The following is a 19,001-nucleotide window of genomic DNA, read 5'->3' on the forward strand; positions in this document are numbered from 1 at the left end:
ACTGTCCTCGAGCCCGCCCGGTGTGCATCCCCCGTCGCACCGGGCGGGCCTTCGACTCCCCGAGGGCCGGGCCCGGGCGCATCAGCCCGCGGCGGCAGGGAACTTCAGCAGGGCCACCGCGGCCAGCATCTGTATGCTCACCGCCGCCACGGCCTTGTGCGTGGGCAGGTGGTGCTGACCGCGGATCAGCAGGGTGGCGAAGGCGTAGCCGAAGGCCGAGGTGATCCAGGCCGCCGCCCGTACGGGGAAGGAGTCCCCGGGCAGGCACGCGTCGAGCGCGAGCCGCGGCAGGTCCGTCGCCCAGAACAGCACGACGAACAGCGTGACCGTCGGGCCGAACTTGCCGTTGCCGCCGAGCCGGCGCGCGATCGCCTGGGTGACGATGCCCAGCAGCAGGCTGGCGAGGAGGAGCACCACGTCGGCTATCGCCATGGCCTCCAGGGCCAGCGCGGGGCCCACCCGCCACCCCTCCCAGAAGGAGTCCCGGCCCATCGTCCCCAGTGCCCCGCAGAGCACGCAGAGGAACGCCGCCGCCCCCCACACGCTCCGGTCCCGCGCCTCGTCCAGGATCTCGACCGGGCGGAACCACAACCCGAAGAAGAGGCGGTGCCAGTACAGCCTGCGCCGGCGGGCGGCAGGGGTGCGCGGGGCGGGAGGTGAGTGCGGGGAGGCAGAAACAGGCATGAATGCAAGTATCACCGCTCGGCGGGGACTCCTGTGCCGGGGTCCGCGTCGGGGTCCGCGTCCGGGTTCCCGCCGCCACCGGTGCGCCCCTCGGCGTCGGGGCGGGGATCGGGCACGGAGCGCACCACCGCCTCCGGATCCGCCTCCGGTTCCGGATCCACGGCCGGATCCGTGTCCGGGTCCGCGCCGTGCAGGTACTCCTCGCTGATCTCCCGCGGTCCGAACGGCCACACCTTTTCGTAGCGCGCCCAGAGCACGAAGGCCACGCAGCCCGCCCCGACCCAGGCCAGGGACCATTCGATGGGGTGCCGGCCGGGTGAATTGCGGTCCGCGTAGCCGTAGATGACGAGCCAGCCCACCAGCGCCACCAGGCTCGGCAGCGGGTAGAGCCACATCCGGTACGGGCGCCGCAGCGCGGGCTGGCGCCGCCGCAGCACCGTGACGGCCGCGATCTGCCCCAGTGCCTGGACGAGCACCACGACCGTCAGCAGCAGCTGGATCAGCGTCGCCAGATCCGTGTGACGCCCTATCAGGAAGCCCACGCAGCCGATCCCGCCCATGGACAGCAGGCCCAGCACGGGGAAGCGGTGGCGTGCGTGCAGGATGCCGAAGGGCCGGAAGAAGACCTTCTCCCGGGCCGCGTTGTACGGGATCCGGGAGGCTCCGAGCAGACCCGTGAAGACCGAGGCGACGGCCGTGACGAGGATGAGCACGGTCACGGCGTCCGCCGCCCCCTTGCCCCAGGTCGTCTCCATCACGGCCGAGGCGATGGAGGAGGACGCGGGGTTGTCCGGGTCGAGCATGTCCTTCCAGTCGACCACGCCCAGGGTGCCGATCTGCAGCAGCAGATAGATGGCCATGATGCCGAGGATGGAGTAGATGATGGAACGGGGGATGTTGCGCCCGGGGTTCTTGATCTCGGCGCCCATGTACGCGGTGGTGTTGTAGCCGCCGTAGTCGTAGATGCCGATGGTCAGGCCCGCGGCGAACCCGATCCAGAAGTGACTCGAAGTCAGCTCGAAGGCGTCCGACGGGTAGGTGAAGGCCAGATCCGCGCTGAAGTGGGTGTAGGCGGCGACGATGACGAGGACGACGGAGAGGATCATCACGCACCAGAGCACGGTGGTGATCCGGGCCATGTTCTCCACCCGGCCCCACAGCAGCACGACGACGAGGGCGATCAGCACCAGGCCGGTGAGGTCGCCCTGGGTCTGCGTCATGCCCGGCCAGAGGTACGTCAGGTACTGCACGAAGCCGATGACGCCCGTCGACAGGGCCAGCGGGAAGTAGAGCATCATCGTCCAGACGAACAGGAACGGCATCAGCTTCCCGGTCCGGTACTGGAAGGCCTGGCGCAGGTACACGTAGCTGCCGCCCGCCCCCGGCAGCGAGGCGCCGAGCTCCGCCCAGATCAGCCCGTCGGCCAGGGCCAGCACGGCGCCCGCGACGAAGCCGATGACGGCGTGCGGGCCGCCGAAGGCCGCGACCATCAGGGGGATGGTGACGAAGGGGCCTATGCCGCACATCTGGCTCATGTTGATGGCGGTGGCCTGGAACAGCCCGATACGGCGTACGAAGCCGACCCGGTCGTCCGGCTGTCTTCCGGTGTCTGCCCTGCCTGCCGTGTCTGCCATGGCGGTCAGCCCCTTCTCGTGCCGGATGGGGTCCGGCTGACCTGATTATGCGTTCAGTGCACTGGTAGCACCGGCGTGTCGGCTCCGTCCACCGTTCCGACACGCCGGTGACGGGGGCCGGACCGGCGGAGTAGGTTCCGCCCGTGACGGAAGTGGCACGAGGTGCCAGAAGCAAGGGGAGGGGCTGGGGATGCAGGCAGGACGAGTGGCGGTCGTGGGCGGGTCCATCGCGGGGTGCGCGGCTGCGCTCGCCGCGGCGCGCGCGGGCGCCCGCGAGGTGGTGGTGTACGAGCGGGCGGCCGCGGGGCTGGAGGACCGGGGCGTCGGCCTGGCCGTCCACGAACGGCGGCACGCCGAGCTGGTGGCGGCCGGGCACCTCGACCCGGCCGTCCCCTGGGTGCGGCTGGCCTCGCGCCCCTGGATCGTCCGGGAGGGCGCGGACAGGGCCGGACGGAGGATCGGGACGCTGCCGTTCGGGTTCCGTTCGTACAACTGGGGGTCGCTCTGGCAGGGGTTGCGGGCGCGGATACCCTCCTCCGTCGCCTACGAGCGCGGGACGGCGGTCGAAGAGGTGCTGCCCGGGCCGGACGGGGCCGTGCTGCGCTTCGCCGGCGGCCGCGAGGAGCGGTTCGACCTCGTGGTCGGCGCCGACGGGTACCGCTCCGTCGTCCGGGCCGCAACCCGGGACGCGACGGTGCCCGGTTACGCCGGATACCTGGCGTGGCGCGGCGTGCTCCCGGAGGAGGAACTGCCCGGCCCGCCCGGCGCGTGGGCGCGCGACGAGGCGGCCACCGTCGCCTTCCCCGGCGGCCACATGATCGTCTACCGCATCCCGGGGCCGGGCGGCACCGGCACCGGCGCCAACTGGGTCTTCTACGCCGTGCCCGCCGACCCGGCCCACGGCCTGTCCCTGAAGGACGCGGCCGGCCTGCCGCCGGGCGAGGTGCCCGACGCGCTGACGGACCAGCACCGGGCCGTCGTCGACGCGCACTTCCCGCCGTACTGGCAGGAGGTCGTCCGGCGCACGCCCAAGGACGCCACCTACGTCCAGCCCGTCTACGACCTGTGCGTGCCGCACTACGGGGAAGGCCGGCTCGTGCTCGTCGGCGACGCGGCCGCCGTCGCCCGGCCGCACTCCGGGAGCGGGGCGGTCAAGGCGCTGCAGGACGCCGCGGTGCTGGAGCGCTGCCTGGCCTCCGCCGGGAGCTGGGCGGAGGCCGTGGCGGCCTACGACGCCGCGCGGTCGCCCGCCGGCCGCGCGGTGGTGGACCTCGGCCGCCGGCTCGGCCGGGCGCAGGTGCGGGCCACGCCCGTGTGGGCGGGCATGGACCAGGCCGCCCTGGAGGCCTGGTGGCAGGAGGCGTCCGAGGGCGAGGGCAGCTTCGGCGGCCGCGCGCTGGACGGCCCGCGGGAGGCCTGACCCCGGCCCGGCCGGGACGGCGCACCGTTCCCCAGGTCGTGCTCCCCCACCCCGCCCCCGGCAGCTGCAAACTCCTCGCAGCTGCGGAACCTTCGCGTCAAGGCCCCCCGAGCGTTACAGTGACCCGGCCGTGGTGTTCGGGAAGACCGGTGAAGGACCGTCGAGGTCCCAGTCCGGAGCGGCCCTCGCCACTGTGATCGGGGAGTGACCGTCCCGTTCCGCGCGCCGCCCCACGGCGCGCGGAGCCACTGGCCGCAGCCGGCTGCCGGGAAGGCGGGGACGGGCGCGAACGGACCCGTAAGCCAGGAGACCGGCCACGGCATCTCGCAAATGGTCCACGAGGTGCTGGAGCGTTCAACCCAAGATGTCCCGACCCACCGATTCTCCCGGCGGCCCCGCGGCCGCCTTCCACTGGCGCCGCCAGGACACCGTGCGGACCGCCGGCCTGCTGGCCGTCGTCGCCGCCCTGCACGTCGTCGCGTTCGGCGTGCTCTACCTGCTCGTCGCCCCCGGCCACTACACCGTCGGCTCCCAGGTCTACGGCGCCGGCCTCGGCGTCACCGCCTACACCCTCGGCATGCGGCACGCCTTCGACGCCGACCACATCGCCGCCATCGACAACACCACCCGCAAGCTGATGGCCGACGGCAAGCGCCCGGTGTCGGTCGGCTTCTGGTTCGCGCTCGGCCACTCCGGCGTCGTGGTCCTCCTGACGCTGCTGGTGGCGGGCGGCACCCGGCTCGCCGGGAAGCTGATGGACGAGGGGTCCACCACCCACCGGACGCTCGGCCTGGTCGGCACCACGGTCTCCGGCGGCTTCCTCTACCTCATCGCCGCGCTCAACCTCGTCGCCCTCGCCGGCATCATGCGCGTCTTCCGCGCGATGCGCGAGGGCCGCTACGACGAGGCCGAGCTGGAGCAGCACCTGGACTCGCGGGGCTTCATGAACCGCATCCTCGGCCGCTTCACCCGCTCCATCACCCGCCCCGGGCAGATGTTCCCGCTCGGCTTCCTCTTCGGCCTCGGCTTCGACACGGCCACCGAGGTCACGCTGATGGTGATGGCGGGGAGCGGCGCCGCCGCCGGCCTGCCCTGGTACGCGATCATGTGCCTGCCGCTGCTGTTCGCCGCCGGGATGAGCCTCTTCGACACCCTGGACGGCACGTTCATGAACTTCGCCTACCAGTGGGCGTTCTCCAACCCCGTCCGCAAGGTCTACTACAACCTCACCATCACGGGCCTGTCCATCGCCGTCGCCTTCTTCATCGGCACCGTCGAACTCGTCGGCGTCCTGCACGAGAAGCTCGGCATGGAGGACGCGGTGACCGGCTGGATCTCCGGCCTGAACCTCGACAACGCCGGCTTCGTCATCGTCGGCCTGTTCGTGGTGGTGTGGGCGGCGGCCCTCGGCTACTGGCGCTTCGGGAAGGTGGAGCAGCGCTGGGCCGCCCGCACGGCGGCCACGGCCGAGAGCTGACCCCGGGTCAGGCTGCGTGCGCGGCGGCCTCCTCCGCCGCCTCCCGCGCCGCCGGCACGAGCTGCGCCTGCCCGGCGAGGATCACCAGGGTGCCGGCGGCGAGTCCCGCGACGCCGCACGACGCGGCCCACGCGGGCCCCGCCTCCTCCAGCACCGTGCCGGTGACGGCCGACCCCAGCGCCACGCCCGCGGTCATGAGCGTCACCAGCCAGGCGAACGCCTCGGTGACCGTGCCGGCCGGGGCGAGGTCGCCCACCAGCACGAACACGACGGTGAGGACGGGCGCGAGGAACAGCCCGGTGAAGAGCATCAGACCGGCCATGTACGGCGGGGCGGGCAGCAGGCACAACAGCCCGTACCCGGCCGTCAGACCGAGCATCATCAGCAGCGTCCGGCGCGGCGGCGCCACCCGCCAGTGCCGCACGGCCCCGTAGCCCAGTCCTCCGGCGAGCGCGCCGAGGGCGTTGAGCGCGAGCAGCGCCGGGGCGCCGCCGGGCATCCGGTGCTCCTCCGCGTAGGAGACGACGAGGACGTTGAGCGTGCCGATGGCGACGCCCGCGCCCGTGAGCCCCGTGAGCAGCACGACCAGGCCGCGGCTGCGCAGCGGCCCGAGCCGGCCGGCGGCACGGGCGGGCGCCTGCCAGACCCGCGCGGGCGGGGCGGTGGCGACCACGAGCACCCCGGCGACGCCCAGGAGCGCGCCGGCCCACAGCGCCGCCGAGGGCGAGGCGACCGCCACGCCGCCCGCGACCACCAGCGGCCCGCCGACGAAGACCAGCTCCTGGGAGGCGGAGTCCAGGGCGTACGCCGACTCCAGCTTCCCCGGCGCGACGAGGTCCGGCCACAGGGCCCGCAGGCACGGCTCCAGCGGGGGCGTCGCCGCACCCGCGAGGACGACGCCCGTCAGGACGGCCGCGGTGCTGCCGGGCGCGACGGCGACGACGGCGAAGCCCACGGCCGCCACGAGCGCCGTCGGCAGCAGGACACGCGGCTGTCCCACCCGGTCCACGAGCCGGCCCAGCAGCGGCCCGCCGGCGGCGGAGGCGATGGCGAACGCCCCGACGGCCACGCCGACGAAGCCGTACGACGCGCCCGCCTGACGGAGCGCCAGCGGGACCGCCACGGACGCCATCGCGCTCGGCAGCCGCCCGACGAGCGTGCCCAGGAGGAGCCGGACCACGTGGGGGCCGCGCAGCAGGTCCGCGTAGCTCATGACGCGGCCCCGCCGTCCGCCGCTTCCCCCGGCCGCGAGGCCCTGTCCGGTGAGGCCGGTGCATCCGGTGTGCCCGGTGATGACGTGCTCGTGGGTGAGATCACAAGACGCATGGTTATACGTAACACTGACGCCGTCAAGGGATTTCCGGCAGGCCCGGAGCGAGGCTCCCCGGGCCGGAGCCGAGCCCCCCGGTTACGGGAAGGGGCGGGCGGGGGAAATAGAATCGCCCTCTTCAGTCGCACCCGTTCCGACCCCCATCGCCGCACGCACCCCGACGCCCCGGAGCCCCCATGCACGACCCCTACGTCCGGGTGCGCGGTGCCCGCGAGCACAACCTCCGGGCCGTCGACGTCGACATCCCCCGCGACGCCCTCGTCGTCTTCGCCGGCGTCTCCGGCTCCGGCAAGAGCAGCCTCGCCTTCGGCACCGTCTACGCCGAGGCCCAGCGCCGCTACTTCGAATCCGTCGCCCCGTACGCGCGCCGGCTGATCCACCAGGTCGGCGCGCCCAAGGTCGAGGAGATCACCGGGCTGCCCCCGGCCGTCGCCCTGGAGCAGCGCCGCTCCGCCCCCACCTCGCGCTCCTCCGTCGGCACGGTCACCACGCTGTCGAACTCCCTGCGCATGCTGTTCTCCCGCGCCGGCGACTACCCCGAAGGAGCCGGACGCCTCGATTCCGACGCGTTCTCGCCCAACACCGCCGCCGGCGCCTGCCCGGAGTGCCACGGCCTCGGCCGCGTGCACCGGGTCACCGAGGAGTCCCTCGTCCCCGACCCCTCCCTGTCGATCCGCGAGGGCGCGATCGCCGCCTGGCCCGGCGCCTGGCAGGGCAAGAACCTGCGGGACATCCTCGGCGCCCTCGGCCACGACGTCGACCGGCCCTGGCGCGAGCTCCCGCAGGAGGACCGCGACTGGATCCTCTTCACCGACGAGCAGCCGGTCGTCACCGTCCACCCCGTCCGCGACGCCGACCGCATCCAACGCCCCTACCAGGGCACCTACATGAGCGCCCGCCGCTACGTCCTGCACACCGCCGCCGACTCCAAGAGCGCCGCGCTGCGCGCCCGCGCCGAGCAGCACCTGGTCAGCGCCGCCTGCCCGGCCTGCCACGGCCGGCGGCTGCGCCCCGAGGCGCTCGCCGTGACCTTCGCCGGGCAGGACATCGCCGCCCTGGCCGCCCTGCCGCTGTCCGCGCTCGCGGACACGCTCCGGCCCGCCTGCGCGGGCGACGGCGCCGCGGCGACCCTCGCCCGTGACCTCGTCGCCCGCATCGAGGTCCTCACCGAACTGGGCCTCGGATACCTCGCCACCGACCGGCCCGTCCCGACCCTGTCCGCGGGCGAGCTCCAGCGGCTGCGGCTCGCGACGCAGCTGCGCTCGGGCCTCTTCGGCGTCGTCTACGTCCTCGACGAGCCCTCCGCGGGCCTGCACCCCGCCGACAGTGCCGCGCTCCTGACCGTCCTCGACCGGCTCAAGGCCGCGGGCAACTCCCTCTTCCTGGTCGAGCACCACATGGACGTGGTGCGCCGCGCCGACTGGATCGTCGAGGTCGGCCCGGGAGCCGGGGAGCACGGCGGGCAGGTCCTCTACAGCGGGCCGGTCGCGGGCCTCGCGGACGTCGGGGAATCCGCGACCCGCCGCTTCGTCTTCGCCGAGGAGGCCCCGGCGCCCCGCACGCCCCGCGAGCCCACCGGTGCCGTGCGCCTGCGCGGCGTCACCCGGCACAACCTGCGCGGCCTCGACGCCGAGTTCCCGCTCGGCGTGTTCACCGCCGTCACCGGCGTCTCCGGCTCCGGCAAGTCCACGCTCGTCGGCCAGGCCCTCGCCGGCACCGTCGCGGCCCGCCTGGAGGGACGCGACGGGGACTTCGCGGCCGAGGGCCTGGCCGCCGTCGACCGGCTGGTGCGCGTCGACCAGAAGCCGATCGGCCGCACGCCGCGCTCCAACCTCGCCACGTACACCGGCCTCTTCGACGCCGTGCGCAAGGTCTTCGCCGCGACGGACGGCGCCCGCGAACGCGGATACAGCGCCGGCCGGTTCTCCTTCAACGTCCCCGCCGGCCGCTGCGAGGCCTGCCAGGGCGAGGGCTTCGTGGCCGTCGAACTGCTCTTCCTGCCCGGCTCGTACGCCCCGTGCGAGGCGTGCGGAGGCGCGCGCTACAACCCCGAGACCCTGGAGATCACCTACCGGGGCGCGAACATCGCCGAAGTCCTCGGCATGACCGTCGACGCCGCCGCGGACTTCCTCGCCGACGTGCCCGCCGCGCGCCGCGGCCTGCGCACCCTGCAGGACGTCGGCCTCGGCTACCTGCGCCTGGGCCAGCCCGCCACGGAGCTCTCCGGCGGCGAGGCGCAGCGCATCAAGCTCGCCACCGAGCTCCAGCGCACCCACCGCGGCCACACCCTCTACGTCCTGGACGAGCCCACCACCGGGCTGCACCCGGCCGACACCGAACTGCTCATGCGCCAGCTGCACGGCCTGGTCGACGCCGGCAACACGGTCGTCGTCGTGGAGCACGACATGGCGGTCGCCGCGGGCGCGGACCACGTGCTGGACCTCGGGCCCGGCGGCGGCGACGCGGGAGGCCGCGTGGTGGCGGCGGGGACACCGGAGGAAGTGGCGCGCGCGGCAGGGAGTGTGACGGCACGCTACCTCGCGGAGGCGCTGGCCGGGGGTGGGGCCGGGGTCGGGGGCTGAGCTCGGCGCCGCGTGCGGGTCCCGGCCGCGGCGAACGCCTCCGGCCGCACGGCGCCGCCGGCGGAGGCCCGGTCCCGGCGCCGCCGCCGGTGCGTCGACGCACCCTGGACGCACCGCCCCCTTCCCCCGTTACGCTCGTCGCATGACCCACGCCCTGGTCATCGGCGGCGGCATCGCCGGTCCCGTCACCGCGATGGCGCTGCGGCACGCCGGCCTCGACGCGACCGTCCACGAGGCGCATCCGACCGGTGCGGACCATCTCGGGGCGTTCCTCGTCCTGTTCGCCAACGGCCTGGCGGCGCTGCGCGCCGTCGGCGCCGACGAGCCCGTCCTCGCGTGCTCCTTCCCCGCGGACACCGTGGAGTTCCTCGGCCCCGGCGGCGCCCGGCTCGGCGCCCGCCCCCTCACCGGCGCGGGCGACAACGGCCTGAGTCCCCGTACGCTGCAGCGGTCCGCCCTCTACCGGGCGCTGCGCGACGAGGCCGTCCGGCGGGGCGTCCGCGTCGTCTACGGCAAGCGCCTCGTGGACGCCACGACCGGCCCGGACGGCGTCGTGGCGCACTTCGCGGACGGCACCCGCGCCGAGGGGGACGTCCTGATCGGCGCCGACGGCATCCACTCCCGCACCCGCACCCTCCTCGACCCCGCCGCACCCCCGCCCCGCCACACCGGCCAGCTCACGGTCTGCGGCCGCACCAGCGGCGCCGGTCACGCCGTCCCGGAGCGCACGTACCGGATGGTCTACGGGCAGCGCGCCTTCTTCGGCTGCACGGCGGCCCCCGACGGCACCGCGTACTGGTTCGCCAACATCCCCGCGCCCGAGCAGCCCCGCCCGGCGCTCGCCGCGATCAGCCCCGCCGGCTGGCGCGAGCGCGTCCTCGCGGCCTTCGCCGGCGACCGCACGCCCGTGACCGGCCTCGTGGCCGCGACCGGCGACGCGGTCGTCGGCGTGAACGCCTACGACATTCCCACCCTTCCCGTCTGGCACAGCGACCGCACGGTCCTCGTGGGCGACGCCGTCCACGCCACCGCGCCCAACGCCGCCCAGGGGGCCTCGATGGCCATCGAGGACGGCGTCGTCCTCGCCCGCTGCCTGCGCGACCTGCCCCGGCCGGAGGATGCCTTCGCCGCGTACGAACGCCTGCGGCGCGAGCGCGTGGAGCGGGTGGTGGAGCTCAGCGCCGCGATGGCGGGGCGCATCGCCACCCCACCCGAGCAGTCCCGGACGGCCGCGAGCTCCGGCGGGGCGGACGACTGGCTGACGTCCTACCGCGTCGACTGGGACGCACCCGCCGGCTGACCGGGCCGGTCGAGGCGGGTCCGGCACCGCCGGATTGCGCCGTCAAGGCTGATCACTGCTGCGGCGGAAGAATTGCACTGCGCGCGGGCCACGTCCATCCCACCGGCTGACCGCGCCCCGGTACGCCGTCGCCGGGCGGCCGAGGCGAGCCCGGCACCGCCGGATTGCGCCGTCAAGGCTGATCGCCGCCGCGGCGGGAGAGTGGTGCCCTCCCCGGCCCGCCGGGGCCGGGGAGGGCGCTTCTGCCGTGCCGGCCCTGCCCTCCGGCTCGCTGCGGCGGTCCGGCCGCTCGTGGCGCGGCACCCCCTCGTGCCACGCGTCCCGCTTGCCGTGCTCCCGCACTGCGGCAGACTGGAGCCATGCCCGAGCTGCCGGAGGTCGAGGCCCTCGCCGGGTTCCTCGACGAGCACCTCACCGGCCGTACGGTCGAGCGCGTGCTGCCCGTGGCCGTGAGCGTCCTCAAGACCTACGACCCGCCGCTCACCGCCCTGGAGGGCCGGGAGGTCACCGGCGTGCGCCGGTACGGCAAGTTCCTCGCCCTCGCCACCGGCGACGGCCCGCAGCTCGTCTTCCACCTGGCCCGCGCCGGCTGGCTGCGCTGGCAGGAGACCCTGCCCGGCGCGCCGCCCCGCCCCGGCAAGGGCCCGCTCGCGCTGCGCGTCCGGCTCGCCGGGGGCGGCGGCTTCGACCTCACCGAGGCGGGCACGCAGAAGCGGCTCGCCGCCTACTGCGTGCGCGACGTCTCCGAGGTGCCCGGCATCGCCCGGCTCGGCCCCGACCCCCTCGCCCCGGACTTCACCCTCGGCGCCTTCGCCGCCCTGCTGCGCGACGAGCGGCGGCAGCTCAAGGGCGTCCTGCGCGACCAGAGCGTCGTCGCCGGCATCGGCAACGCCTACTCGGACGAGATCCTGCACGCGGCGCGCATGTCCCCCTTCAAGCTCGCCGCGAGCCTGACGGACGCCGAGACCGCCGCCCTCTACGAGGCCCTGGGCACGACCCTGCGCGAGGCCGTCGAGCGGGCCCGCGGCCACGCCGCGGCCGAGCTGAAGACGGAGAAGAAGAGCGGCCTGCGGGTGCACGGCCGCACGGGGCAGCCGTGTCCCGTCTGCGGCGACACCGTCCGCGAGGTCTCCTTCAGCGACTCCTCGCTGCAGTACTGCCCCACCTGCCAGACGGGCGGCAAGCCCCTCGCCGACCGCCGCCTCTCCCGGCTGCTGAAGTAACCGGAATGCCGGCGGTCAGTCCCGCGGGATCCCCCGCGCATCCGCGTGCCGCAGCTCCGAGTGCTTGTACGAGTAGGCGAAGTAGACCACCAGCCCCACCACGAACCACACCGCGAACCGCACCCACGTCTGCCACGCCAGATACGTGATCAGCCAGATCGACGCCGCCACCCCGATCCCCGGCACCACCGGCACCCACGGGCAGCGGAACGAGCGCGGCAGGTCCGGCCGCCGGTAACGCAGCACGATCACCGCCGTGCACACGACCGCGAAGGCCAGCAGGATGCCGATGTTGGTCAGCTCCGCCGCCTCACCGATCGGCACCAGGCCCGCGATGGCCGCCGACGCCGCCCCCACGATCCACGTCACGCGCGTCGGCACGTGCCGGGTCGGGTGCGTCTTGGCGAACCACTTCGGCAGCAGGCCGTCCCGGCTCATCGCGAACCACACCCGGGTCACCCCGAGCATGAAGGTGAACATGACGGTGAGGATGCCGATGATGGCGCCCACCGCGATGACGTCCGCGATCCCGCCGAGCCCCACCGACTTGAAGGCGGTGGAGAAGCCGCTGGCCTTGTTGATGTCCTTGTAGTTCTGCATGCCGGTCAGCACGAGGCAGGCCAGCACGTACAGCACCATCGAGATCCCCAGCGAGTACAGGATCGCCCTCGGCATGTGCCGCTGCGCGTCCTTGGACTCCTCGGCCGCCGTGGACATCGCGTCGTAGCCGAAGACCGCGAAGAACACGGTGGCCGCGCCCGTGAACGCGCCGCTGATCCCGAACGGGAAGAACGGCGTGTAGTTGTCCGAGTTGATGTGGAAGAAGCCCACGGCGATCACCAGCAGCACCACGATGACCTTCAGGCCCACGACGATCGTCTCGAAGCGGGCCGCGCTCTTGATGCCCATGTTGAGCAGCCAGGCGATCAGCAGGCACAGCACCGCCGCGAAGATGTCCACCCGGTGCCCCGCGCCGGTGCCCGGCGCGCCGAGCATCCAGGCCGGCAGGTGGGCGTTCATCTCCCCGAGCAGGAAGTTGATGTATCCCGAGATGCCGATGGCCACCACCGCGACGATCGCCGTGTACTCCAGCAGCAGGTCCCAGCCGATGAACCAGCCGCCGATCTCGCCGAGCACCGCGTAGCCGTACGTGTAGGCCGAGCCGGCCCGCGGGATCAGACCCGCGAACTCCGCGTACGAGAACGCCGCCGCCGCGCTCGCCACGCCCGCGATGAGGAAGGAGACGAGCACGGCGGGGCCCGCGACACCGTTGGCGATGGTGCCCGCGAGGCTGAAGATGCCCGCGCCGATGATGCCGCCGACCCCGATCGCCGTGAGCTGCCACAGGCCCAGGACCCGGGTCAGGTGCTCGCCGTGCGCCTCGGTCTCCTCCGCCTCCTCGATCGTCTCGATCGGTTTGCGGCGCAGGATGCCCTGTCCCGTCCGGAGCCCGGCCATGTCATGTCCTCTCGTCGGCGCTGACGGCGGATCATCGCGGACATCATGGCCCGCCCGGGGCGGCTACGGAAGCCGCCGCCCCGGGCCGGCGGGCCGGGTTCAGCCGATGGCCGGTGCCACGGCGGCGGCCCTGGTGCCCCACTCCGAGGGGCGCTCGCCGACCGTGAAGTCCAGCCGGCCGCCCCCGGTGATCTGCCGCGACGTCAGGTACGTCCGCTCGAAGCGCTCCCCGTCCAGCCGCACCGACTGCACGTAGCGGTCCCGGTCCGAGGTCCCCGGGGCGGTCACGGCGAACCGGCCGCCGGCGAGCCGCACGTCCACCCGGTCGAACACCGGGGTGCTCAGCCCCCACACGTCCGCACCCGGCTGCACGGGGAACACGCCGATGGCGGAGAGCACCATCCACGCGGACATCGTGCCCAGGTCGTCGTTGCCGGTCATCCCGGTGGGCGCGTCGGTGAAGAGGGTGAGGGCGGCGTGCACCACGTCCGTCGTCTTCCAGGGCTGCCCGGTCGACAGGTACGTGTACGGGGCGATGAGGTCGGGCTCGTTCTGCGGGTTGTACTTGTCGGCGTTGTAGTAGTCGTACGGGCCGTGGACCCACACCTCGCGGGCCGTGCGCCCGGGGTCCCGCACCAGCCGGTCGTAGGCGAAGAAGGAGTCCAGGCGGGCGTTCGCCTTCGCCTTGCCGCCGATCAGGTCCACCAGTCCCGGCAGATCCTGCGGCACGAGCCACTGGTACTGCCACGCGGTGCCCTCGTGGAAGCAGACGCTCTTCGCCGGGTCGGCCGGGCCGGTGAACGCGCCGTCGGCGCCCCGGGCCCGGAAGAAGCCCGTCTCCCGGTCGAAGACGTTGCGGTAGTTGCGGGAACGGGCCGCGTAGCGGTCGGCGTCCGCACGGTGGCCCAGGGAGCGGGCCATCTTCGCGAGCATGCCGTCGGCCAGCGCGTACTCCAGCGTCGCCGATCCGCCCTGGTGGAGGTCGGAGTCGCCCGGCTTGTCCTTGGGCCGGGAGGGCGTGCAGGGCACGTAACCGTCCTTGATGTAGCGGTCGTTGCCGTCCCGGCCCACGTACGGGGAGTCCTTGGGCGGCACGCCGTCCGCGTTCCGCTTCAGCACCCGGTACGCCTCCTCCTCGTGGCCCTTCAGCAGCCCGTGCTGGTAGGCGTTGGTGAGGAAGGGGGTGACCGGGTCGCCCGTCATGATGTTCGTCTCGACCGTGCCGTAGCCCCACTTGGGCAGCCAGCCGCCGTCCGCCTCCACCCGCAGCACCGACAGCGCCATGTCCCGCGACTCCTCCGGCGCCAGCAGCGCCAGCAGCTGCGCCTGGGTGCGGTAGGTGTCCCACAGCGACCAGTTCTGGTAGTAGGTGAAGCCGCGGGCGCGGTGGACGCGCTGGTCCCAGCCGGTGTAGCGGCCGTCGGCGTCGCTGCCCACGTTGGGCGCCAGGAACGCGCGGTACAGCGCGGAGTAGAAGGTGCGGCGCAGCGCCGCCGGGCCGCCCTGGACCCGGACGTCGCCCAGCCGGCGCTCCCACGCGTCGCGCGCGGCCCGGGCCGTGCGGTCGAAGCCGCCGTCCTCCGCGCGGAGGTTGCCGGCGGCGCCCGCCGCGTCCACGTAGCTGATGGCCGTGGTGGCCTCCACGGTGCGGTCGCGGGTGGTGTCGAAGCGCACCCAGGCGCCGTTGCGGCCGGTGGACGTGGAGCTCCGGGTGCCCTCGTTGACCTTGTCGCCGTTCCAGGTGCCGAAGGCGGTGAACGGCCGGTCGAAGCGGGTGATCGTGTACACCGTGTACGGGCGGGTGTCCTGGCAGAAGCCGCGGCCGGTGATGGCGGAGCGGACCGTGCGGTCGCCGAGGACCTCGACCGTCGTGGAGACGGTGCGGTGCAGCGACTGCCCGGTGTTGAGCAGGACGTTGGCCTTGCCGGTGGCCGGGAAGGTGTAGCGCTGGTGGCCGGTGCGCGGGCCCGCCGTCAGCTCGGCCGTGATCCCGCCGTAGGAGGAGAGGCCGACCCGGTAGTAGCCCGGGCGGGCGGTCTCGTCGCGGTGGCTGAACGCGGCGGCGTAGCGGGCGTTGTCGGTCCGGGTCACGTCGCCCGTGGTGGGCAGCACGGGAAGGTCGCCGCCGATGCGGCAGCCCACGCCGGACAGGTGCACGGTGCTGAAGCCGCGGATGTGGTCGTGCTTGTAGTCGTAGCCCGTGCTGTGGCCGGTGTCGGGGGAGAGCTGCACCATGCCGAAGGGCACGGCGGCCCCGGGGAAGGTGTTCCCCTCGTTCTGCGTGCCGATGAAGGGGTTCACCAGCCCGGTGAGCCCGTCGGCCGCCGCGGCCGGCGGGGGCGGGACGAGCGAGATGCCGCCCAGCACGGCGGCGAGTGCGAGTGCGGCCGCGGCGGTGCGCGATCGCAGGTGTCCGGTCCATCTCATCGTCCACGCCCCTCGGGTGACGCCACGCAGGATGCCGACATCGTTGTCAGCGCCGAGGGTACCGAGTGGTTGACGCTCTGTCATGATGCCCCGCGCGCCAGGTGTGGCGACGGGCGCCGCAGGGGTCGCGGGATACACGCCCCGCACTCTTGGCAGGGGAGCCTCACTGGTGGGGGAAGGGGCGCCGCACGACCCGCCCGCGTGTCCCGGCCGGCGAATGGGATCATCATGTCCATGCGCCTGACCGAACTCGCATCCGTGGGGCCGTTCTTCGCCGTGCGGGCCGGAGAGGGGCCTGCCGGGGCCGCGGAGCGCGCGGGATACCTGCTCCTCGGCGAGGAGGCCGTGCGGGCCCGGGTCGGTGTCGTCGCGGAGCGGCTGGGGACGGAGGACCGGCGGGTGGCCGCGTCCGTCGCCTATCAGGGCATCGCGGGCCGGCTGCTGTCGGTCGCCCTGGGCTCGGCCGTCCTCAGCGGCGAGGTCCCCGACGCGGCAGGCGGCCGGCTGCGCTGGGACCCGGCCCGCACCGCGCCGGACGACCTGTGGCTGCCGGAGCCGGTGGCCCTGCCGCCCGCCGGGGACGGCCTCGCGGGGCTGATCCGCGAGCGCGTCCTCCGCGGTCCGCTGGCGGAGCTCCACGCCGCCACGCGGAGGGTCGTCGCGATCTCGGGCCGCCTCCTCTGGGGCAACGCCGCGTCGTCACTCGCCGGCTCCCTGCGCGTGCTGCACGCCTGGTGCTGCGCTCAGGGCCGCCCGGAGGACGCGGCCCGCGCGACCGCCCTCGCCCGCGCCGTCCTCGGCGACCCGCTCCTGCGCGGCACCGGCACCCTCGCCCCGGACGCCGCCCCCGGCACCGCGCCGGGCGCGGCCCCGCCCTTCGTCCGCAGCACCTGCTGCCTCTACTACCGGGCGTTGCCCGGCGGCATGTGCGGCGACTGCGTGCTGCGGCACGCCCCGCCCCGCGTGCGCTGAGGGAACGGCGCGGGCGGCCACTCCCGCGTCGAGAGCACCCCGAGGACGTACGCCTTCGCCACCAGCGCCGTGCGGTTGGGCACGCGCCAGCGCCGGGTGAGCCGGGTCAGGTGGTAGTTGACCCCGTCCACGGTCAGCCCGACCGCCTTGCCGATGGCGGCCGTCGTCGCCCCCGCGGCGGCCAGTGCCAGGATGTGCCCCTCCACCACGCTGACCTCGGCCACCGGTTCCGCCGGGCGGGGGATCGTCTCCGCGGCCCGCACCCGCAGCACCGCGAGCAGCATCGGGCTCGGCGGGAAGCCGTCGCCCACCGGGTCCACGAGCAGTTCGCCCTCCCGTTCGACGCCGCCCGCGCCCGCGAGCCACCGCACCTCGATCGGGTGACGCGGCCGGCGGCCGAGCCGCAGCGCCTCGATGTGCCGGTCGAGCCGGCCCGGCAGCCGTGGCCGGAACAGCTCGTGCAGGTTCCGGCCGCGCAGCCGGCCCGGCGACGTCCCCCACTCGGCGGCCATGGCCGGGTTCGCGACCGTGACCTCGCCGTCCGCCCGGCAGACGGCGATCGGGGTCGGGATGCGGTCGAGGAGCAGCAGGAAATGATTGCGCCAACTGATGTATTCGTCGCTCACCACGGTATGCCCGGCCCCTCGCTCGTCCCGTGCCCGTCCAAGGGCCTGTCCAGTGCTTGCCCGTCGGGCCCCGCCCGGGAGCGTCACGCCACGAACCACTGCACAATCGTGCAGTTCTGTATACGACCGGAATAGGCGACTTGCATACCCACCCGCCGGCTCCTCCCCGCACCCCCGGTCCCGGCCACCGGCCCCGCCCCCCGGTTTGGGGCTCCCGGAGTCCGGATACCCGGAGGGGCATTGCTCCCAGCCCCCGACCCCAGCCTCCGACCTCAGGAGCCGTCAGTGAGCAGCCGAGCCAGGATCGTCATCGTCGGAGCCGGATTCGCCGGCTTCCAGGCCGCCCGCGAGCTGTCCCGCACCGCGCGCGGCGCGGCCGAGATCGTGCTCGTGAACCCGCACGACTACTTCCTCTACCTGCCCCTCCTCCCCGAGGTCGCGGCCGGCGTCCTCGAACCGCGCAGGGTCTCCGTCTCGCTCACCGCGGCCCTGCCGCGCGTACGGCTGGTCCTCGGCCAGGTGGACGAGGTCGACCTCGGCGGGCGGCGCATCGGGTACACCGACCCCGAGGGCAACCGCGGCTCCCTCGGCTACGACCGGCTCCTGCTGACCGTGGGCAGCGTCAACAAGCTGCTGCCCGTGCCCGGCGTGGCCGAGCGCGCCCACGGCTTCCGGGGCCTGCCCGAGGCCCTCTACCTGCGCGACCACGTCGTACGCCAGACCGAACTGGCCGGCGCCGCCGCCTCCGCGGACGAGTGCGCCGCCCGGATGACCTTCGTGGTCGTCGGCGCGGGCTACACCGGCACCGAAGTGGCCGCGCACGGCGTCCTGTTCACGGACTCCCTCGTGCGCCGCAACAGCGCCCTGCGCGCGGCGGGCGTCCGCCCCCGCTGGCTGCTCCTCGACCTGGCCCCGCGCGTCCTCCCCGAGCTGGACGAGCGCCTCTCGCGCACCGCGGACCGCGTGCTGCGCCGCCGCGGCGTGGAGATCCGCACGGGCACCTCCGTCAAGGAGGCCACGAGCGAGGGCGTGCACCTGGACGACGGCGAGTTCGTCCCGTCCCGCTCCCTCGTGTGGTGCGTGGGGGTCCGCCCGGACCCGCTGGTCGAGGGGCTCGGCCTGCCCACCGCGCGCGGGCGGCTGTGCGTGGACGAGTACCTGACCGTCCCCGGGCACCCGGAGGTCTTCGCCTGCGGCGACGCCGCCGCCGTGCCCGACCTCACCCGGCCCGGCGAGTACACCCCGATGACCGCCCAGCACGCACAGCGCCAGGGCCGGACCGCAGGCCGCAACATCGCCGCCTCCTACGGGCGCGGCGAGCGCAAGCCGTACCGCCACCGGGACCTCGGCTTCACCGTCGACCTCGGCGGCGTCCAGGCCGCGGCCGACCCCCTGCACATCCCGCTGTCCGGCCCCCTGGCGAGCGCCGTCACCCGCGGCTACCACCTGGCGGCCATGCCGGGCAACCGCGTCCGCGTCGCCGCCGACTGGCTCCTGGACGCGCTCCTGCCCCGCCAGGGCGTCCAGCTGGGCCTCGTCCGCGCCGGCTCCGTCCCCCTGGACACGGAGACCCCGGAGGTGGCGCGGACGCCGGGATGGGAGGCGTAGCCCGGGCCGCCGCGGCGGCCCCTCAGTCGCCGTCGTCCAGCCGGAAGCCGACCTTCAGGCCCACCTGGTAGTGGCCGATCGCGCCGTCCACCAGGTGGCCCCTGATCTGGGTGACCTCGAACCAGTCGAGGTTGCGCAGCGTCTGCGAGGCGCGGCTGAGGCCGTTGCGGACGGCCTGGTCGACGCCGTCCGGGGACGAGCCGACGATCTCGGTCACGCGGTACGTGTGGTGCGTCATGGGCGCTGCTCCAGTGGTGGGG

General features: G+C 74.3%; 14 protein-coding genes and 1 riboswitch. Of the genes, 7 read left to right on the top strand and 7 right to left on the bottom strand.

Annotation, left to right across the window (positions count from 1 at the left end; genetic code table 11):
- Nucleotides 1-81 precede the first annotated feature (81 nt).
- Together ACFZCD_RS20455 and ACFZCD_RS20460 are read right to left on the bottom strand one after the other, a co-directional pair.
- Nucleotides 82-684 carry a YIP1 family protein gene (locus ACFZCD_RS20455; RefSeq protein ID WP_391832756.1) on the bottom strand — a complete coding sequence of 201 codons (603 nt, stop codon included), beginning with the start codon at nt 682-684 and terminating at the stop codon, nt 82-84.
- Nucleotides 685-695: 11 nt separating this feature from the next.
- On the bottom strand, nt 696-2,318 hold the full coding sequence (locus tag ACFZCD_RS20460; protein WP_391832758.1) for an amino acid permease: 1,623 nt from the start codon (nt 2,316-2,318) through the stop codon (nt 696-698).
- A gap of 190 nt (nt 2,319-2,508) precedes the next feature.
- Between ACFZCD_RS20460 and ACFZCD_RS20465 the strand changes: the two genes are divergently transcribed.
- Together ACFZCD_RS20465 and ACFZCD_RS20470 are read left to right on the top strand one after the other, a co-directional pair.
- Nucleotides 2,509-3,738, top strand: coding sequence for an FAD-dependent monooxygenase (locus ACFZCD_RS20465; RefSeq protein WP_391832760.1), 1,230 nt, complete (start codon nt 2,509-2,511; stop codon nt 3,736-3,738).
- Between the two features lie 114 nt (nt 3,739-3,852).
- Nucleotides 3,853-4,072: riboswitch (cobalamin riboswitch) on the top strand.
- A gap of 30 nt (nt 4,073-4,102) precedes the next feature.
- On the top strand, nt 4,103-5,215 hold the full coding sequence (locus ACFZCD_RS20470; RefSeq protein WP_391832762.1) for a HoxN/HupN/NixA family nickel/cobalt transporter: 1,113 nt from the start codon (nt 4,103-4,105) through the stop codon (nt 5,213-5,215).
- Between the two features lie 7 nt (nt 5,216-5,222).
- Here the strand turns inward: ACFZCD_RS20470 and ACFZCD_RS20475 are convergent, their stop codons facing one another.
- Nucleotides 5,223-6,428: an MFS transporter gene (locus ACFZCD_RS20475; protein WP_391832763.1), complete on the bottom strand. Its 1,206-nt coding sequence runs from the start codon at nt 6,426-6,428 to the stop codon at nt 5,223-5,225.
- A gap of 293 nt (nt 6,429-6,721) precedes the next feature.
- Here ACFZCD_RS20475 and ACFZCD_RS20480 point away from each other — a divergent pair, with 293 nt between their 5' ends.
- The 3 genes from ACFZCD_RS20480 to ACFZCD_RS20490 all read left to right on the top strand — a co-directional run bounded on the left by ACFZCD_RS20480 (nt 6,722) and on the right by ACFZCD_RS20490 (nt 11,650).
- Complete coding sequence (locus ACFZCD_RS20480) at nt 6,722-9,127, top strand: ABC transporter (protein WP_391832764.1); 2,406 nt, start codon at nt 6,722-6,724, stop codon at nt 9,125-9,127.
- Between the two features lie 142 nt (nt 9,128-9,269).
- Nucleotides 9,270-10,427 (top strand): FAD-dependent monooxygenase, encoded by a 1,158-nt coding sequence (locus ACFZCD_RS20485; RefSeq protein ID WP_391832766.1) that lies wholly within the window; start codon nt 9,270-9,272, stop codon nt 10,425-10,427.
- A gap of 359 nt (nt 10,428-10,786) precedes the next feature.
- The gene (locus tag ACFZCD_RS20490; protein ID WP_391832768.1) at nt 10,787-11,650 is read left to right on the top strand and encodes an Fpg/Nei family DNA glycosylase; all 864 of its coding nucleotides are present in this window, start codon (nt 10,787-10,789) and stop codon (nt 11,648-11,650) included.
- A gap of 15 nt (nt 11,651-11,665) precedes the next feature.
- Here ACFZCD_RS20490 and ACFZCD_RS20495 read toward each other — a convergent pair whose 3' ends face one another.
- Together ACFZCD_RS20495 and ACFZCD_RS20500 are read right to left on the bottom strand one after the other, a co-directional pair.
- Nucleotides 11,666-13,108, bottom strand: a complete 1,443-nt coding sequence (locus ACFZCD_RS20495; protein WP_391832770.1) for an amino acid permease — start codon at nt 13,106-13,108, stop codon at nt 11,666-11,668.
- Nucleotides 13,109-13,207: 99 nt separating this feature from the next.
- Nucleotides 13,208-15,535 (bottom strand): GH92 family glycosyl hydrolase, encoded by a 2,328-nt coding sequence (locus ACFZCD_RS20500; RefSeq protein ID WP_391832772.1) that lies wholly within the window; start codon nt 15,533-15,535, stop codon nt 13,208-13,210.
- A 234-nt stretch (nt 15,536-15,769) separates the two neighbouring features.
- On the opposite strand from ACFZCD_RS20500, the gene ACFZCD_RS20505 reads away from it, so the two are divergent.
- Nucleotides 15,770-16,507 (top strand): (2Fe-2S)-binding protein, encoded by a 738-nt coding sequence (locus ACFZCD_RS20505; protein WP_391832774.1) that lies wholly within the window; start codon nt 15,770-15,772, stop codon nt 16,505-16,507.
- On the opposite strand, the gene ACFZCD_RS20510 is transcribed toward ACFZCD_RS20505, so the two are convergent.
- The gene (locus tag ACFZCD_RS20510; protein ID WP_391832776.1) at nt 16,438-17,136 is read right to left on the bottom strand and encodes a PAS domain-containing protein; all 699 of its coding nucleotides are present in this window, start codon (nt 17,134-17,136) and stop codon (nt 16,438-16,440) included. The two genes, ACFZCD_RS20505 and ACFZCD_RS20510, sit on opposite strands and share 70 nt — an antisense overlap.
- 282 nt (nt 17,137-17,418) lie before the next feature.
- Between ACFZCD_RS20510 and ACFZCD_RS20515 the strand changes: the two genes are divergently transcribed.
- Nucleotides 17,419-18,741 carry an NAD(P)/FAD-dependent oxidoreductase gene (locus ACFZCD_RS20515; RefSeq protein WP_391832778.1) on the top strand — a complete coding sequence of 441 codons (1,323 nt, stop codon included), beginning with the start codon at nt 17,419-17,421 and terminating at the stop codon, nt 18,739-18,741.
- 22 nt (nt 18,742-18,763) lie between these two features.
- Here the strand turns inward: ACFZCD_RS20515 and ACFZCD_RS20520 are convergent, their stop codons facing one another.
- A complete protein-coding gene (locus tag ACFZCD_RS20520; protein ID WP_391832780.1) occupies nt 18,764-18,979 on the bottom strand; it encodes a dodecin in 216 nt (71 codons plus the stop codon).
- Nucleotides 18,980-19,001: the final 22 nt, after the last annotated feature.

The sequence above is a fragment of the Streptomyces sp. NPDC008001 genome, assembly GCF_042958085.1.
Classification (GTDB): Bacteria; Actinomycetota; Actinomycetes; order Streptomycetales; family Streptomycetaceae; genus Streptomyces.

What these genes read in the sequence shown, in the direction of transcription:
- ACFZCD_RS20455 (WP_391832756.1), bottom strand. Translation starts at nt 684, where the DNA reads ATGCCTGTTTCTGCCTCCCCGCACTCACCTCCCGCCCCGCGCACCCCT.
- ACFZCD_RS20460 (WP_391832758.1), bottom strand. Translation starts at nt 2,318, where the DNA reads ATGGCAGACACGGCAGGCAGGGCAGACACCGGAAGACAGCCGGACGAC.
- ACFZCD_RS20465 (WP_391832760.1), top strand. Translation starts at nt 2,509, where the DNA reads ATGCAGGCAGGACGAGTGGCGGTCGTGGGCGGGTCCATCGCGGGGTGC.
- ACFZCD_RS20470 (WP_391832762.1), top strand. Translation starts at nt 4,103, where the DNA reads ATGTCCCGACCCACCGATTCTCCCGGCGGCCCCGCGGCCGCCTTCCAC.
- ACFZCD_RS20475 (WP_391832763.1), bottom strand. Translation starts at nt 6,428, where the DNA reads ATGAGCTACGCGGACCTGCTGCGCGGCCCCCACGTGGTCCGGCTCCTC.
- ACFZCD_RS20480 (WP_391832764.1), top strand. Translation starts at nt 6,722, where the DNA reads ATGCACGACCCCTACGTCCGGGTGCGCGGTGCCCGCGAGCACAACCTC.
- ACFZCD_RS20485 (WP_391832766.1), top strand. Translation starts at nt 9,270, where the DNA reads ATGACCCACGCCCTGGTCATCGGCGGCGGCATCGCCGGTCCCGTCACC.
- ACFZCD_RS20490 (WP_391832768.1), top strand. Translation starts at nt 10,787, where the DNA reads ATGCCCGAGCTGCCGGAGGTCGAGGCCCTCGCCGGGTTCCTCGACGAG.
- ACFZCD_RS20495 (WP_391832770.1), bottom strand. Translation starts at nt 13,108, where the DNA reads ATGGCCGGGCTCCGGACGGGACAGGGCATCCTGCGCCGCAAACCGATC.
- ACFZCD_RS20500 (WP_391832772.1), bottom strand. Translation starts at nt 15,535, where the DNA reads ATGAGATGGACCGGACACCTGCGATCGCGCACCGCCGCGGCCGCACTC.
- ACFZCD_RS20505 (WP_391832774.1), top strand. Translation starts at nt 15,770, where the DNA reads ATGCGCCTGACCGAACTCGCATCCGTGGGGCCGTTCTTCGCCGTGCGG.
- ACFZCD_RS20520 (WP_391832780.1), bottom strand. Translation starts at nt 18,979, where the DNA reads ATGACGCACCACACGTACCGCGTGACCGAGATCGTCGGCTCGTCCCCG.